General features: G+C 73.5%; 12 protein-coding genes. 6 read left to right on the top strand and 6 right to left on the bottom strand.

The window, feature by feature from the left end:
• Window position 1: 1 nt before the first annotated feature.
• The 3 genes from ACZ4WV_RS11970 to tdh all read right to left on the bottom strand — a co-directional run bounded on the left by ACZ4WV_RS11970 (window position 2) and on the right by tdh (window position 3,529).
• Window positions 2-913 (bottom strand): LysR family transcriptional regulator, encoded by a 912-nt coding sequence (locus ACZ4WV_RS11970; protein WP_465745423.1) that lies wholly within the window; start codon window positions 911-913, stop codon window positions 2-4.
• A 363-nt stretch (window positions 914-1,276) separates the two neighbouring features.
• Window positions 1,277-2,470 carry a glycine C-acetyltransferase gene (locus ACZ4WV_RS11965; RefSeq protein WP_465745421.1) on the bottom strand — a complete coding sequence of 398 codons (1,194 nt, stop codon included), beginning with the start codon at window positions 2,468-2,470 and terminating at the stop codon, window positions 1,277-1,279.
• 30 nt (window positions 2,471-2,500) lie between these two features.
• A complete protein-coding gene (gene tdh, locus ACZ4WV_RS11960) occupies window positions 2,501-3,529 on the bottom strand; it encodes an L-threonine 3-dehydrogenase (RefSeq protein ID WP_465745419.1) in 1,029 nt (342 codons plus the stop codon).
• A gap of 472 nt (window positions 3,530-4,001) precedes the next feature.
• Between tdh and ACZ4WV_RS11955 the strand changes: the two genes are divergently transcribed.
• Complete coding sequence (locus ACZ4WV_RS11955) at window positions 4,002-5,411, top strand: serine hydrolase domain-containing protein (protein WP_465745417.1); 1,410 nt, start codon at window positions 4,002-4,004, stop codon at window positions 5,409-5,411.
• Window positions 5,412-5,521: 110 nt separating this feature from the next.
• Here the strand turns inward: ACZ4WV_RS11955 and ACZ4WV_RS11950 are convergent, their stop codons facing one another.
• The gene (locus tag ACZ4WV_RS11950) at window positions 5,522-6,583 is read right to left on the bottom strand and encodes an ATP-dependent DNA ligase (protein ID WP_465745415.1); all 1,062 of its coding nucleotides are present in this window, start codon (window positions 6,581-6,583) and stop codon (window positions 5,522-5,524) included.
• 66 nt (window positions 6,584-6,649) lie between these two features.
• Here ACZ4WV_RS11950 and ligD point away from each other — a divergent pair, with 66 nt between their 5' ends.
• From ligD to ACZ4WV_RS11935, 3 genes are read left to right on the top strand one after another with little or no spacing between them, the layout of a single operon-like run.
• Window positions 6,650-7,657, top strand: coding sequence for a non-homologous end-joining DNA ligase (ligD, locus tag ACZ4WV_RS11945; protein ID WP_465745413.1), 1,008 nt, complete (start codon window positions 6,650-6,652; stop codon window positions 7,655-7,657).
• 27 nt (window positions 7,658-7,684) lie between these two features.
• The gene (locus ACZ4WV_RS11940) at window positions 7,685-8,299 is read left to right on the top strand and encodes a class I SAM-dependent methyltransferase (RefSeq protein WP_465745411.1); all 615 of its coding nucleotides are present in this window, start codon (window positions 7,685-7,687) and stop codon (window positions 8,297-8,299) included.
• Between the two features lie 30 nt (window positions 8,300-8,329).
• Window positions 8,330-8,992: a GNAT family N-acetyltransferase gene (locus tag ACZ4WV_RS11935; protein WP_465745409.1), complete on the top strand. Its 663-nt coding sequence runs from the start codon at window positions 8,330-8,332 to the stop codon at window positions 8,990-8,992.
• 325 nt (window positions 8,993-9,317) lie between these two features.
• On the opposite strand, the gene ACZ4WV_RS11930 is transcribed toward ACZ4WV_RS11935, so the two are convergent.
• On the bottom strand, window positions 9,318-10,517 hold the full coding sequence (locus tag ACZ4WV_RS11930; RefSeq protein WP_465745407.1) for an 8-amino-7-oxononanoate synthase: 1,200 nt from the start codon (window positions 10,515-10,517) through the stop codon (window positions 9,318-9,320).
• 183 nt (window positions 10,518-10,700) lie between these two features.
• Between ACZ4WV_RS11930 and ACZ4WV_RS11925 the strand changes: the two genes are divergently transcribed.
• On the top strand, window positions 10,701-13,193 hold the full coding sequence (locus ACZ4WV_RS11925) for a DEAD/DEAH box helicase (protein WP_465745603.1): 2,493 nt from the start codon (window positions 10,701-10,703) through the stop codon (window positions 13,191-13,193).
• A gap of 146 nt (window positions 13,194-13,339) precedes the next feature.
• Here ACZ4WV_RS11925 and ACZ4WV_RS11920 read toward each other — a convergent pair whose 3' ends face one another.
• Window positions 13,340-14,197: a hypothetical protein gene (locus ACZ4WV_RS11920; RefSeq protein WP_465745405.1), complete on the bottom strand. Its 858-nt coding sequence runs from the start codon at window positions 14,195-14,197 to the stop codon at window positions 13,340-13,342.
• Between the two features lie 317 nt (window positions 14,198-14,514).
• On the opposite strand from ACZ4WV_RS11920, the gene bioB reads away from it, so the two are divergent.
• Window positions 14,515-15,765 (top strand): biotin synthase BioB, encoded by a 1,251-nt coding sequence (bioB, locus tag ACZ4WV_RS11915; protein WP_465745403.1) that lies wholly within the window; start codon window positions 14,515-14,517, stop codon window positions 15,763-15,765.
• Window positions 15,766-15,769 lie beyond the last annotated feature (4 nt).

Genomic DNA, 15,769 nt, shown 5'->3' with positions numbered 1-15,769 from the left:
CTCAGGCCCCGGCGGCGGCCGCCTGGGCGAGGCTGTCCAGCACCGGGCGGATCAGCGGGTGCCCGTCGGCGCCCGCCCGCACGGCGGCGAAGACCCGCCGGGTGGCCAGGTCGCTGTCGACGGGCCGCACGGCGACCCTGCCCAGGTCCACGCCGCGCAGCGCCGAACGGGGCACCAGGGCCACACCGGAGCCGGCCGAGGCGAGCGCGACCACGGCGCGGAAGTCGTCCGAGGAGTGCAGCAGCCGGGGCTGGAAGCCGGCGTGCTCGCAGGCCAGCAGCACCACGTCGTGGCAGGGGTTGCCCGGGTAGGGGCCGATCCAGGGCTCGTCGGACAGCGCGGCGACGGCCAGCGGCCCCTCCTCGGCGGCCAACGGGTGGGCCAGCGGCAGGACGGCCTCGAAGGGCTCGGCGTACAGCGGGACCCTGGTCAGCCGGGCGTCGTCGGCGCGCGGCGCGCCCCGGTACTCGACGGCCACCGCGAGGTCCGCGCGACCGTCCAGCACCATCGGCAGGCTGGCGTCGCCCTCGGCGTCCAGCACCTTGAGCCGCACCCCGGGCGCGCGCTCGGTGAGCAGGCCGATCGCCGGGGCCAGCACGTGCGAGATACCGGTGGCGAAGGACGCGACGGTGACCTCGCCCGCGATGCCCGCGCTGTAGGCGGCGAGGTCGGCTTCGGCGCGCTCCAGCTGGGCCAGCACGGCGTCCGCGTGGCCGAGCAGGATCTCGCCGGCGGCGGTCAGCCGCACGCCTCGGCCCTCGCGGGCCAGCAGGTGGTGGCCGGTCTCCTGCTCCAGGGCGGCCAGCTGCTGGGAGACGGCGGAGGGGGTCAGGTAGAGGGCGGCCGCCGCGGCGGTCACGGTGCGGTGGTCCGCCACGGCCCGCAGGGTCCGCAGCCGTCGTGCGTCGATCACGGACCAATTCTGCCAGCGCGACGGGGTGGACCGGAGGGGCCGGGGGGTCCAGGGGGTTCGGGGGCCGAAGAGGCCGAGGGATCGGGGGGTCGCCCTGGCCTCCGCGCCCCCGGCGACGGCCGCACCGCATCCGGGGTCAGGACGGCCGACCCGCGCACCGCGAACGGGGGTGGGGCGCCGGCGCGGGCCGGTGCCCCACCCCCGTGGCGGGAGGGTGCGACAGGTGGTTGCCGGGCCCTGCCGCGCGAGCGCGTCATTCGCCCGCGCCGTAGGGCGGTTGCGAGCCCACGGGCCGGTCCGGTTCCGAGCGGTCCGGCCCGCGGGCAGTCGGTGCGGGCCCCTGCCGGGCCCGGCGGAGGGGGGTCAGTCCCCCAGTGCCGCGCGCGCGTCCACGAAGGCCGCGACGGCGCGCTCGACGTCCTCGGTGGAGTGCGCCGCGGACAGCTGTACCCGGATCCGGGCCTGGCCGTGCGGGACCACCGGGTAGGAGAAGCCGATCACGTACACCCCGCGCTCCAGGAGGAGTTCGGCGAGCCGGCCGGCCCTGGCCGCGTCGCCGATCATCACCGGGGCGATCGGGTGGTCTCCGGGCAGGATCTCGAAACCGGCCTCGGTCATCCTGGTGCGGAACAGCGCGGTGTTGGCCGCCAGCCGCTCTCGCAGCTCGTTGGAGCGCTCGACCAGGTCGAGCACCTTCAGCGAGGCCGCCGCGATCACCGGGGCCAGCGAGTTGGAGAACAGGTACGGGCGCGAGCGCTGGCGCAGCAGGGCGACGATCTCGCGGCGCGCGGCGACGTAGCCGCCGGAGGCGCCGCCGAGCGCCTTGCCGAGCGTGCCGGTGATGACGTCCACCCGGTCCATCACGCCGTGCAGTTCGGGGGTGCCGCGGCCGCCCGCGCCGACGAAGCCGACGGCGTGCGAGTCGTCGACCATGACCATGGCGTCGTAGCGGTCGGCCAGGTCGCAGATCTCCCGCAGCGGGGCGACGTAGCCGTCCATCGAGAAGACGCCGTCGGTGACGATCAGGCGGCGGCGGGCGTCCTGGGTGTCCTGGAGCTGCTTCTCCAGGTCGGCCATGTCGCGGTTGGCGTAGCGGTGGCGACGCGCCTTGCTGAGCCGGATGCCGTCGATGATGCTGGCGTGGTTGAGCGCGTCGGAGATGACGGCGTCGCGGTCGTCCAGCAGGGTCTCGAAGACGCCGCCGTTGGCGTCGAAGCAGGAGGAGTAGAGGATCGTGTCCTCCTGGCCGAGGAAGGCCGAGAGGCGGTCCTCCAGCTCCTTGTGCACGTCCTGGGTGCCGCAGATGAAGCGGACCGAGGCCATGCCGTAGCCCCAGCGGTCCAGGGCATCCTTGGCCGCGGCGAGCACCTCGGGGTGGTCGGCCAGGCCGAGGTAGTTGTTGGCGCAGAAGTTCAGCACCTCGCCCGGGCGGCCGCCGGCGGTCACGGTGACCGCGGCACTCTGCGGGGTGCCGATGACCCGCTCGGGCTTGAACAGGCCGGCCTCGCGGATCTCGTCGAGGGTGGTGGCGATGTCGGCGCGCACGTTGTCGAACACAACAGGCTCCTTTGGCGTCGGCGGGGTGGCTCAGGCGGTCCAGTCGAGGATGATCTTGCCGCAGTTGCCGCCCGCGGCGTCGTCGAAGGCGGCCTCGAAGTCGGCGGCGGCGTACCGGCCCGTGATCACCGGGCTGAGGTCCAGGCCACCCTCCAGCAGCACGGACATCGCGTACCAGGTCTCGAACATCTCGCGGCCGTAGATGCCCTTGATGGTGATCATCGAGGTGACGATCGACGCCCAGTCCACCGGGAACTGCTCGGCGGGCAGGCCGAGCATGGCGATCTTCCCGCCGTGGGTCATGTTGGCGATCATCGACTGCATCGCCTCGGGGCGGCCGGACATCTCCAGGCCGACGTCGAAGCCCTCGCGCAGCCCCAGCTTCTGCTGGCCCTCCTCGATGGTGTGCTCGGCGACGTTGAGCGCCAGCGTCACGCCCACCTCGCGGGCCAGCTCCAGACGGTACGGCGAGACGTCGGTGATCATGACGTTGCGGGCCCCGGCGTGCTTGGCGACGGCAGCGGCCATGATGCCGATCGGGCCGGCGCCGGTGACCAGCACGTCCTCGCCCACCAGCGGGAAGGACAGCGCGGTGTGCACGGCGTTGCCGAAGGGGTCGAAGATCGCGGCCACGTCCAGGTCGACCGGCACCCGGTGCACCCAGACGTTGGAGGCGGGCAGGGCCACGTACTCGGCGAAGGCGCCGTCGCGGTTGACACCGAGGCCGACGGTGTTGCGGCACAGGTGGCGGCGGCCGGCCAGGCAGTTGCGGCACTTGCCGCAGACCAGGTGGCCCTCGCCGCTGACCAGGTCGCCGACCACGATGTCCGCGACGCCGGCACCGGTCTCGGCGACCTCGCCGACGAACTCGTGGCCGAGCACCAGCGGGGTCCTGATCGTCTGCTGCGCCCAGCCGTCCCACTTGCGGATGTGCAGGTCGGTGCCGCAGATGCCGGTCCGCAGCACCTTGATCAGCACCTCGCCGGGGCCGATCTCGGGCTTCGGGACGTCGATCATCCAGAGGCCGGGCTCGGCCTTCTGCTTGACGAGTGCCTTCACGGGCGGCGGCTCCTGACGTGCGGGGGGACGGCCTTCGGGGGTCGGGCAGGCCGCGGGCCCGGTCCGCCCCGCTGTTGACGGCGACGCTCCGGCAGGCAGAAATCTGCCTGGTCAGAGGGGGTGCGGTCCATCGAGGAATTCTTAAGGGCGGCCACAGCTGGGCTGAACGATCGTGCCCGAGCTGGGCCCGGGGGCGGGGGCGGCATGCCGGTGCTCACCCGTTCGGTCGAGCGCGGGACCCCGGCCGCGACACCAACGCTCCGGCCTTCCGGGGTACTTGACACCGCGTCGCCAGCCGGATCGGGCCACTCGGGTGGGCTTCGGCCCGTTCGGGCCAGCCCCACCACGGCTGACGCGCGGGTGGATGGGGACGGTGCTTACGGTGGCGGCGCTCCCCCGCGGCTCCCGTGGAGCAGCTCCCCGGGGCCGCTCCGCCAAGGGGCCGTCCGCCCCAGAGAGGCGCTCTCGCCACATGACCAAGACCCGACGGCCGCGTCCGGCCGCTTCCCGATCCGCCGGCCGCGCGACCGCCGCCGCCCTGGCCCTGACCGGGCTGCTCGCCACCGCGGCGTGCTCCGGGGACTCCCAGTCCGCGCAGCGGGCCGCCGACCCGGCGGTCAACGCCCGGCCCGCCGCGCTCAGCCCGTCCGCGAGCTCCGGCTCCTCGGGGAACTCCGCCTCCTCGAACGCGGTCGTGCAGCTGACCCCCGACGTCACCGCCAAGTTGGACTCCGCGATCCAGCGGGTGATGAACCAGGCCGGCGTCCCCGGCATCTCGGTCGGGATCATCACGCCGAGCGGCACCTACCAGAAGTCCTTCGGCGTCTCCGACAAGGTCGCCAAGACGCCGATGGACCCCGGTCTGTTCACCCGCATCGGCAGCGAGAGCAAGACCTTCACCGCGACCGCCGTGCTGCGCCTGGTGGACCAGGGCAAGGTGAACCTGGACGACCCGATCTCGAAGTACGTGGACGGCGTCCCCGGCGGCGACGGGATCACCGTCCGCCAGCTCGGCGAGATGCGCAGCGGCCTCTTCCCGTACAGCTCCGACCCGGACTTCGTGAACACGCTGATCGGCGACCCGAACCGGACGTTCACCCCCGACCAACTGCTCGCCTACGGCTACAAGCACCCCGCGGTGTTCCCGCCCGGCGCCAAGTTCCAGTACAGCAACAGCAACTACATCCTGCTGGGCAAGCTGATCGAGAAGGTCAGCGGACAGAGTGCCGGCGACTTCCTCAAGGACCAGGTGTTCACGCCGGCCTCGCTCGGCAAGACCAGCTTCCCGACCGACGGGAGCCTGCCCGACCCGCACGCCCACGGCTACACCAACCAGACCCCCGACGGGTCGATCCAGGACTCCACCAACTGGAACCCCTCCTGGGCGTGGACGGCGGGCGCCGTCATCACCACCCTCGGCGACCTGGAGAGCTGGGCCAAGACCATGGCCACCGGCGCCATCGTGAGCCCGGCCGCCCAGGCCGAGCGCCTCAAGACCCTGCCGACCGGCGACCCGGGCGTCACCTACGGCTTCGGGCTGTTCAACAACGGCGGGTGGATCGGGCACAACGGCTCGATGCCGGGCTACGAGAGCGTGGCGGTCTACATGCCGGACGCGCAGGCCACGATGGTGCTGCTGCTCAACACCGACGTGATCGCCCAGGGCGAGGAGCCGTCCACGCTGTTCGCGAACGAGATCACCAAGATCATCTCGCCGAAGAACGTCTACGCGCTGCCGGCGGAGACCGCCTCGCCGTCGCCCTCGGGCTCGACCTCCGGCGCGGCTTCCGGGTCGGCCTCCACCTCGGCGTCCGGGTCCGCGTCGGGCAGCGGCTCGCCGTCCCACCCCTCCGGCAGCTCGCCCTCCACCGTGCGGGCTTGACCCCTGCCGCCCTCCGCCCCCGATCCGCACGCCCGCGTGCCCCAGGCCCGACCCGCTCGTCCGGGTCGGGCCTGCGGCACGCGGGCGGGTGGGCCCTCGCCGGTCACCGGTCAGATGCCGAGCACCTCGCGGAGGTCGTACGAGACCGGCTCCTCCAGCTGCTCGTAGGTGCAGCTCTCCGGCGTGCGGTCCGGCCGCCAGCGGCGGAACTGCGCGGTGTGCCGGAAGCGGGTGCCCTCCATGTGGTCGTACGCGACCTCGACCACCCGCTCGGGGCGTAGCGCGATCCAGGACAGGTCCTTGCCGCCGGTCCAGCGGCTGACCGCGCCCGGCAGCCGGCCCTCGGCGTGCGCGGCCTCCTCCGCCCAGGCGGCCCACGGGTGGGCGGACAGGGCGTCCATGCGCAGCGGGGCCAGCTCCTCGGCCAGTTCGCGGCGGCGGGCCATCGAGAAGGCCGCGCAGACGCCGACGTGCTGGAGCCTCCCGCCGTCGTCGAAGATGCCGAGCAGCAGCGAGCCGACGACCGGGCCGCTCTTGTGCTCGCGGTAGCCGGCCACCACGCAGTCGGCGGTGCGCTCGTGCTTGACCTTGAACATGGTCCGCTCCCCCGGCCGGTACGGCTGGTCCAGCGGCTTGGCCACCACCCCGTCCAGTCCGGCGCCCTCGTACTCGGCGAACCAGGACCGGGCGACCTCGCGGTCGGTGGAGGCGGGCGCGGTGAACACCGGATCGGCCGCGTCGGCGAGCGCCGCCTCCAGGGCCGGACGGCGCACCGACAGCGGCTCGTCCATCAGGGCGTCGTCACCGAGGGCGAGCAGGTCGAAGGCCACGAAGGAGGCCGGGGTCTGCTCGGCGAGCAGCTTCACCCGGCTCGCCGCCGGATGGATCCGCTCCAGCAGCTCCTCGAAGCGCAGCCGCCCGTCCCGGGCGATCACCACCTCGCCGTCCAGCACGCAGCGGGGCGGCAACTCCCGCTTGAACGCCTCGACCAGCTCGGGGAAGTACCTGGTCAACGGCTTGCCGGTGCGGCTGCCGAGCTCGACCTCGGCACCGTCGCGGAACACGATGGTGCGAAAGCCGTCCCACTTGGCCTCGTACTGCATCCCCGACGGAATCTCGGCCACCGACTTGGCGAGCATCGGCGCCACCGGCGGCATCACGGGCAGGTCCATGCGTCCGATCCTCGCCCGGTTCACCCCGGGGCGCGCGCCGGGCGCGGCGCGCTTAGCGTGTGACACATGGGCTCAGCCGTGGAACTGGAAGTCGCCGGGCGGACCGTCCGGCTGTCGAATCCGGACAAGGTGTACTACCCCGAGCGCGGCTTCACCAAGCTGGACGTCGCGCAGTACTACCTGGCCGTGGCTGACGGGGTGCTGCGCGGCCTGCGGGACCGGCCGACCACGCTTCAGCGCTTCCCCGACGGCGTCGACGGCGAGTTCTTCTACCAGAAACGCGCGCCCAAGGGCCTGCCGGACTGGCTGCCCACCGCCCGGATCGACTTCCCCAGCGGCCGCTCCGCCGACGAGATCTGCCCGACCGAACCGGCCGCCGTGCTCTGGGCCGCCAACCTGGGCTGCCTCACCTTCCACCCGTGGCCGGTGCGGCGCACCGACACCGACCACGTGGACGAACTGCGGATCGACCTCGACCCCCAGCCGGGCACCGACTTCCGCGCCGCCGTCCGCGCCGCCCGGGAACTGCGCGGCCTGCTGGAGGAGTACGGGCTGCGCGGCTGGCCCAAGACCTCCGGCGGGCGCGGCCTGCACGTCTACGTCCCGCTGGCGCCCGAGTGGACCTTCACCGACGGGCGGCACGCGGTGATCGCCCTCGGCCGGGTGCTGGAACAGCGAATGCCCGGGGAGGTCACCACGGCCTGGTGGAAGGAGGAACGCGGCGAACGGATCTTCATCGACTACAACCAGATGGCCCGCGACCGCACCATCGCCTCCGCCTACTCCCTGCGCGCCCGCCCCCGCGCCACCGCCTCCACCCCGCTGCGCTGGGAGGAACTGGACGACGCCTCCCCCGAGGACTTCGACCTGCGCACCGTCCCCGCCCGCTTCGCCGAACTCGGGGACCCGAACGCGGACATGGAGCAGCACGCGTTCCGCCTGGACGCCCTGCTGGAGCTCTACGACAAGCAGCTGCACGACGAGGGCCTCGGCGAACTCCCCTACCCGCCCGACCACCCCAAGGCCGAGGGCGAACCCACCCGCGTCCAGCCCAGCCGGGCCCGCAGGAAGTGACGCCCGGCGGGCTGGCATCCTGACGCGGTGCCCTTCGACCACAACGACCACTACCACCGGCTGCTGCTGCGCTCACTGCCGCCCGGGGCACGCCGGGCCCTGGACGTCGGCTGCGGGACGGGCGCCTTCGCCCGGGCGCTGGCCCGGCGGGGCCTCGAAGTGGAGGCCGTCGACCGTGACGCCGCCGTCGTCGCCGCCACCGCCACCGCCGCCACCCCGGCCGACGCGGCGGGCGTCGACTTCCGCCGGGCCGACATCGAAGAGCTGGAGCTGCCGCCCGGCCGGTACGACTACATCTCCTGCCTGGCCAGCCTCCACCACCTGCCGATCGGCACCCTCGCACGGCTGCGGGACGCGCTGGCGCCCGGCGGGGTGCTGGTGGTGCTCGGCTGCTACCGGGAGGAGACCGTCGTGGACCGGCTGACCAGCCTGGCCGCCGTCCCGGTGAACGCCGTCTGCCGCCTCGCGGTGCACCTGCGCGAACGCGGCGCACCGCAGGGCGTGCGGGCCCCGGTCGCGACGCCGGGCACCTCGCTCGCCGAGGTCCGGGCGTACGCGGCGCGGGAGCTGCCGGGGTTCACGCTGCGGCGGCTGCTGTTCTGGCGTTACCTGCTGGTCCACCGGGCGGCGCGGGCGGCGTAGGCTGGCGCCTTCGACGGACTGGGGGCGCGGATGGGCGTGCGGACGGGTGTGCGGGGGCTGGCGGAGATCCTGGCGGACGCGGCGGGCGGCGTGTTCCCGACGGCCGACGGATCGGTGACGGTGGTGTCGCAGCCCTCGCCGCGCGAGGCCGGGGTGGCGTCGTTCGCCGCGCACGCCGTGGTGTTCACCGACGAGGACCCGGCCTGGGTGCACGAGACGCTCGCCGCCGTGCCCGGCGACCCGCTGTCCGCGCCGCTCTGCCCGCCCTTCCTCAGCGCCTTCGCCGCGCGCACCGGGCGGACCGTCAACAACATCGACCTCATGACGGTCGCCGACCGCCTGCCGGGCGAGCCGCCACTGCCCCTGGCCGAGGTCCGGGACCGCTCGCACCCCCGGGTGCTCCGGGCGCTGCGCTACCGCGAGGACGTACGGGTCTTCACCACCGACGGCGGCGTGCTCGTCCTCGGCCGCGGCGTGGCCGGCCGCTGGGAGTGCGCCATCGAGGTCGACCCCCACGCCCGCGGCCGCGCCCTCGGCCGCACCCTGGCCACCGCCGCCCGCCACCTCCTCCCGGAGGGCAAGACCATCTGGGCCCAACAGGCCCCCGGCAACGCCCCCAGCGTCCGCGCCTTCCAAGCCGCCGGCTACCGCCCCGTCGGCGCGGAGGCCCTGCTGGTCCTGGGACAGCCGTAGCGGGCGGGCTCACTCCGAGCCGGTTGGCCCCTCTCCGCCCCCACCTGCGCCCTGGTGGAAGCGTGACCACGCCCGGCCCAGCCACGGCCGAGCACCTGGCCGCACTGCCCGGGGTCACCGTTCCGGACCTCGACCTCCCGGCCGCCCTGTCCGTGGCCGCCGACACCACCTGGGCCGAGGCCCACGACCGCCACGCAGCCACGCAGCCACGCCCACCTTCCGGACCGCCCCACGGGTACGGTCATCGCCACCACCGATCCCGCGCGCACGGACCGGCCGGCCCGTGCGGATCACCGACCTCACTCCTGACGCGCCCGGACGCGCGTCACCCCACCCGAGCGCCCGCCGGGGCGAGGTCGGCGATGGTGCGGACGGCGTCCGCGATCTGGCTTTCCGTCAGGTCGCCGCGGGCCGTGAGGCGGAGGCGGCTGATGCCGTCGGGGACGGACGGAGGGCGGAAGCAGCCGACGGCGAGGCCCGCGCGGCGGCAGTCCGCGGCCCAGGTGACGGCGGCTTCCGGGCCCGGGGCGCGGACGGAGACCACGGCGGCGTCCGGCTCGCAGGTGTGGAGTCCGAGCGCGGTGAGCCGGGCGGCGAGGGTGCGGGCGACCTCGCGGGTGCGATCGGCACGCTGGGGCTCGGCACGCAGCAGGCGCAGGGCGGCGAGGGCGGCGGCGACGGCGGCGGGGGCGAGGCCGGTGTCGAAGATGAAGGTGCGGGCGGTCTCGGTGAGGTGCCGGATCACCCGGCGCGGGCCGAGGACGGCGCCGCCCTGGGCGCCGAGCGACTTGGAGAGGGTGACGGTGGCGACGGTGTCCGGTGCGCCCGCGAGGCCGGCGGCGGCCAGCGCGCCGCGGCCGCCGGGGCCGAGGACGCCCAGCCCGTGCGCGTCGTCGACCAGCAGCGCGGCGCCGTGCGCGCGGACGGCCCGGGACAGCTCGGGCAGCGGTGCCGAGTCGCCGTCCACCGAGAACACCGAGTCCGTCACCGTGAGCGCCCGCCGCTGCGCGCGACCCGCCAGCACCTCGGCCACGGCCGCCGGGTCGCTGTGCGGGACCCGGTGGACGTCGGACCGGGAGAGGCGGCAGCCGTCGATCAGTGAGGCGTGGTTGTAGGCGTCCGACACGATGAGCGTGTCCGGATCGGTGAGCGCGGTGAGCGCGGCCAGGTTGGCGGTGTATCCGGAGGAGAACACCAGCGCCGCCTCCACTCCGCAGAATTCGGCGAGTTCCTCCTCGAGTTCGGTGTGCAGCGCGGTCGTCCCGGTCACCAGTCGCGAGCCCGTGGACCCCCCGCCCCACCGCAGCGCGGCCTCCGCCGCCGCCCGGGTCACGACCGGGTGCCGGGTGAGCCCCAGGTAGTCGTTCCCGGCGAGATCCAGTACTCCGTCCTCGGCCCCCCGGCTGCGCAGCGTGCGGGTCAGCCCGGCGTCGGCCCGCAGCGCGGCGGCCTCGTCCAGCCAGTCGAAGACCTGCGCCGGGGTGAGCTCGGCGGCGGGTGGTTCGGGCATGAGGGGGAGGGTCATGCCCGGCACTCTGGCACGCCCCGCGAACGGCGGGCAATGTGCCACTCGGCACATGATCGGCGCGGCCCGCTGGCCGGTCGTGACAACGCGGGTGCCGCCCGCAGCCCGCCCGCGGCCCGTCCGAGGCTTTTGCCCGGGGGTACGGCGAGCAGGCAAGATAGCCGGGTGACCCTCCTTGAGCTGATGCCGAAGCCCGCCACGCCCGACGCGCTGTACGAGACGTTCGCAGCCTGGGCGGAGGAGCGTGGGATCACGCTGTACCCGGCTCAGGAGGAGGCGCTGATCGAGCTGGTGTCCGGGAACAACGTGATCCTGGCGACGCCGACCGGCTCCGGCAAGAGCCTGGTGGCGGCGGGCGCGCACTTCGCGGCGCTGGCCGAGGGGCAGCGGACCTTCTACACCGCGCCGATCAAGGCGCTGGTCTCGGAGAAGTTCTTCGACCTGGTGAAGATGTTCGGCACCGAGCAGGTCGGCATGATGACCGGCGACGCCAGCGTGAACCCGACCGCGCCGATCATCTGCTGCACGGCCGAGGTGCTGGCCCAGATCGCGCTGCGGGACGGTCTGCGGGCGGACATCGGCCAGGTGGTCATGGACGAGTTCCACTTCTACGCGGAGCCGGACCGCGGCTGGGCCTGGCAGATCCCGCTGTTGGAGCTGCCGCAGGCGCAGTTCCTGCTGATGTCGGCGACCCTCGGTGACGTCCGCCGCTTCGAGGAGGACCTGACCCGCCGCACCGGCCGTCCGACCACCGTGGTGCGCAACGCGACCCGGCCGGTGCCACTGTTCTACGAGTACCGCCGCACCACCATGCACGACACCCTGGAGGAGCTGCTGCAGACCGGCCAGGCGCCGGTCTACGTCGTGCACTTCACCCAGAAGGAGGCGGTGGAGCGGGCGCAGTCGCTGATGAGCATCAACATGTGCTCGAAGGCGGAGAAGGACGCCATCGCCGAGCTGATCGGCAACTTCCGCTTCACCACCAAGTTCGGCCGCAACCTGTCCCGTTTCGTGCGCCACGGCATCGGCGTGCACCACGCGGGCATGCTGCCGAAGTACCGTCGGCTGGTCGAACGCCTCGCCCAGGCCGGCCTGTTGAAGGTCATCTGCGGCACCGACACGCTCGGCGTCGGCGTCAACGTGCCGATCCGCACGGTGCTGTTCACCGCGCTGTCCAAGTACGACGGCACCCGGGTGCGGATCCTGCGCGCCCGTGAGTTCCACCAGATCGCCGGGCGGGCCGGCCGGGCCGGCTTCGACACCGTCGGCCAGGTGGTGGCGCAGGCGCCGGAGCACGTGATCGAGAACGACCGGGCGATCGCCAAGGCCGGGGACGACCCGAAGAAGAAGCGCAAGGTCGTCCGGAAGAAGGCGCCGGAGGGCTTCGTCGGCTGGACCGAGGAGACCTTCGAGAAGCTGATCGTCGCCGACCCGGAGCCGCTGGTCTCCCGGTTCAAGGTGAGCCACGCGATGCTGCTGTCGGTGATCGGCCGCCCCGGCAACGCCTTCGAGGCGATGCGCAAGCTCCTCACCGACAACCACGAGGACAGGCCCGCCCAGCGCCGCCACATCCGCACCGCGATCGCCATCTACCGTTCGCTGCTGGAGGGCGGCGTGGTGGAGCGCCTGCCGGAGCCGGACTCCGAGGGCCGGATCGTCCGCCTCACGCTGGACCTCCAGGAGAACTTCGCGCTGAACCAGCCGCTGTCCACCTTCGCGCTGGCCGCCTTCGACCTGCTCGACCCGACCTCGCCGTCCTTCGCGATGGACGTCGTCTCGGTGGTCGAGGCGACCCTCGACGACCCGCGCCAGATCCTCGCCTCGCAGCAGAACAAGGCGCGCGGCGAGGCCGTCGGCGAGATGAAGCGCGACGGCATCGAGTACGAGGAGCGGATGGAGCGGCTCCAGGAGATCACCTACCCGAAGCCGCTCGAGGAACTGCTCACCCACGCCTACGAGGTGTACCGCCGGGCGCACCCGTGGATCGGCGACCACCAGCTCCAGCCGAAGTCCGTGGTCCGCGACCTGTACGAGCGGGCGATGACCTTCTCGGACTACGTCGGCTTCTACGAGCTGGCGCGCACCGAGGGCATCGTGCTGCGCTACCTGGCCGGCGCGTACAAGGCGCTGGAGCAGACCGTCCCCGAGGACGTGAAGACCGACGACCTCAAGGACGTCATCGCCTGGCTCGGCGAGCTGGTCCGCCAGGTCGACTCCAGTCTGCTGGACGAGTGGGAGCAGCTGGCCAACCCGACCGGGCCGGCCACGGCCGAGGTCACGCTGGACGACAAGCCGGCGCCGGTCACCGCCAACGCCCGCGCCTTCCGGGTTCTGGTGCGCAACGAGATGTTCCGCCGGGTCGAGCTGTGCGCGCTGGAGCATTACGAGGAGCTCGGCCGGCTGGACGGCGAGTACGGCTGGGACGCGGACCGCTGGGCGGACGCCATGGACGGGTACTGGGAGGAGTACGACGACCTCGGCACCGGCCCGGACGCGCGCGGCCCCAAGATGCTGATCATCGAGGAGGAGGACTCCGCCTGGAAGGTCCGGCAGATCTTCGACGATCCGGCGGGGGACCACGACTGGGGCATCAGCGCCGAGGTCGACCTGTACGGCTCGGACGAGGAGGGCCGCGCGGTGCTGCGGATCACGGCGGTGGACCGGCTCGGCGGCTGACCGGTCGTCAGTGGTGGGAAGGGGCCCGGCACCTGCCGGGCCCCTGGCCGTTCGCCCGCCGGGTCCGCTCGGCGGCCGTCGGGTTGGTCCGCTCGGCGGCCGTCGGGTCCGCTCGGCGGCCGTCGGGTCCGCTCGGCGGCCGTCGGTCACATCCACATGAAGGGCTGGCCGACCACGTAGGAGAGGGCGCGGGCGACATCGTCCAGGTCCTGCTCGCCGCCGGCTCCGGACGCGGCCGGCGCCGGGACGGGGGTGGTCGCGGTGCCCGTACCGGTGGGGCCCGGGCGGCCGTCGACGGCCCGCGAGCTGGTGACGGTCACGTAGTGTCCGACCGCCTCGACCCGCGCTTCGCCGGCGGCCTTGGCGGCGGCGGGCGGCGCGGGCGCGGCGGAGGCGTCGGCGAGGATGAAGGCGACGGCGCCGGGCTTGGCACGCAGGGCGTCGGCGGCCCTGGCGGCGGAGGCCTGGTCGGCGAAGCGCAGCAGGGTGACGCTGTTGAGCACCGGGCGGTCGACACCGGTGAAGCTGACGGTCAGGTAGGCCTGGCAGCCGCTGTCCCGGAAGAGTTCCTGCGTACGGTCCTGCAGGACCTCGGCGCAGTTCTCGCCCTGGCGGATGCCGTTTCGCCGGGCCTTGTACCCGGCGGCCTCAAACGGCCGCTGGGCGGGGAAGAGGTTGTCGGCGTTGAGACCCTCGGGGTCGGTGGGCGGCGGCGGGGGGCCCACCACCGGAGGCGTCCTGGCCGCGTCCTTGCTGGACGGGCCGAGGCCGGGTATGTAGTCGCCGGGCATCGGGCGGGTGATGATCCATCCGCCGGCCGCGACCACGCCGACCATGACGACCCAGCCGACCGCGCGACGACCGGTCAGCCGTCGGCCGCGCCTGCGCTGGGCCACCCCGGCCGGGGTCCCCCGCGTCGGGTCGGCGTCCGCGCCGGTCCGCTGTCCTGCCTGGCCGTCCTGGCCCTCTCCCGGAGTCGGGGTGGGCTCCCCCTGCGTGGTCATGGCGCAGATTCTAAGCACCGGGCTGGTGGCCTGGATCACGGGGTCCACGGTTGTCGATCTTCCTCCGGACCAGGGCTCGGACTTCCTCCGGACCGGGCCTCGGGCCGCCTTTGGACCGGGCCTCGGGCGCCCTCCGGACCGCGACCCGGAGCCGAGTTTCCATACTCCCCGGTAATCTCCGGCTCGGACCGCCGTCAAGCGCGTGACCAGCGCCGACGCCGTGAGCTACGACACTGTGGCAATCGGCACATCCTTCCGGGGATCTTCTGGTGGGTTTGCTCTGGCGCCATTCGAGCGGCAGCAGGCAGGATCGGCCCATGGATCTGCTCGATACCCTCACCGCCAAGGGCCTGCGCGGCGACATCCCGACCCGCGAGGAGGCGCTGGCCGTCCTCGCCACCACCGACGACGAGCTGCTCGACGTGGTCGCCGCGGCCGGCAAGGTGCGCCGCCGCTGGTTCGGCCGCCGGGTCAAGCTCAACTACCTGGTGAACCTCAAGAGCGGGCTCTGCCCGGAGGACTGCTCCTACTGCTCCCAGCGGCTCGGGTCGAAGGCCGAGATCCTCAAGTACACCTGGCTCAAGCCGGACCAGGCCGCCGACGCCGCCCGCGCCGGGGTGGCCGGCGGCGCCAAGCGGGTCTGCCTGGTCGCGAGCGGCCGCGGGCCGACGGACCGTGACATCGACCGCGTCACCGACACCATGGCCGCCATCAAGGAGGCCGACCCCGAGGTCGAGATCTGCGTCTGCCTCGGCCTGCTCTCGGACAACCAGGCCGAGCGGCTCAAGGCGGCCGGCGCCGACGCCTACAACCACAACCTCAACACCTCCGAGGGCACCTACGGCGACATCACCACCACCCACACCTACGCGGACCGGGTGGACACCGTGCAGAAGGCGCACGGCGCCGGCCTGTCCGCCTGCTCCGGTCTGATCGCCGGCATGGGCGAGAGCGACGAGGACCTGGTCGACGTCGTCTTCGCGCTGCGCGAACTGGGCTCGGACTCCGTCCCCGTCAACTTCCTGATCCCCTTCGAGGGCACCCCGCTGGCCAAGGAGTGGAACCTCACCCCGCAGCGCTGCCTGCGCATCCTGGCCATGGTCCGCTTCGTCAACCCGGACACCGAGGTGCGGATCGCCGGCGGGCGCGAGGTGCACCTGCGCTCGATGCAGCCGCTCGGCCTGCACATCGCGAACTCCATCTTCCTCGGCGACTACCTGACCAGCGAGGGCCAGGCCGGGCAGGCCGACCTCGACATGATCAAGGACGCCGGCTTCGAGGTCGAGGGCGCCGGTGAGGCCACCCTGCCGCGCCACCGCGCCGACGTCGCGTCGGCCGCTGCCGCCGGTTCCTGCGGCACCGCGGCCTCGGCCTGCGGCAGCGGCGGCGGCTGCGGGCCGTGCGGCGGGCACGCCCACGCCCCGGAAACCGCCGCCGTGGCGGCGCCCGCCACGGAGACCACTGCCTCGGAGACCCCCGCCCCGGCGGGTGCGGTCGAGGAGCTGCGCAGCGACCTGGTCAAGGTCCGCCGTCGCGGCGCCGGCACCGAACTCGCCCCCAACGCCTGACCCC

It is taken from the genome of Kitasatospora sp. NPDC029312, from assembly GCF_055569215.1.
Note: the sequence above shows the minus strand (reverse complement) of the source record. Positions and strands in the feature narration are given on the sequence as shown.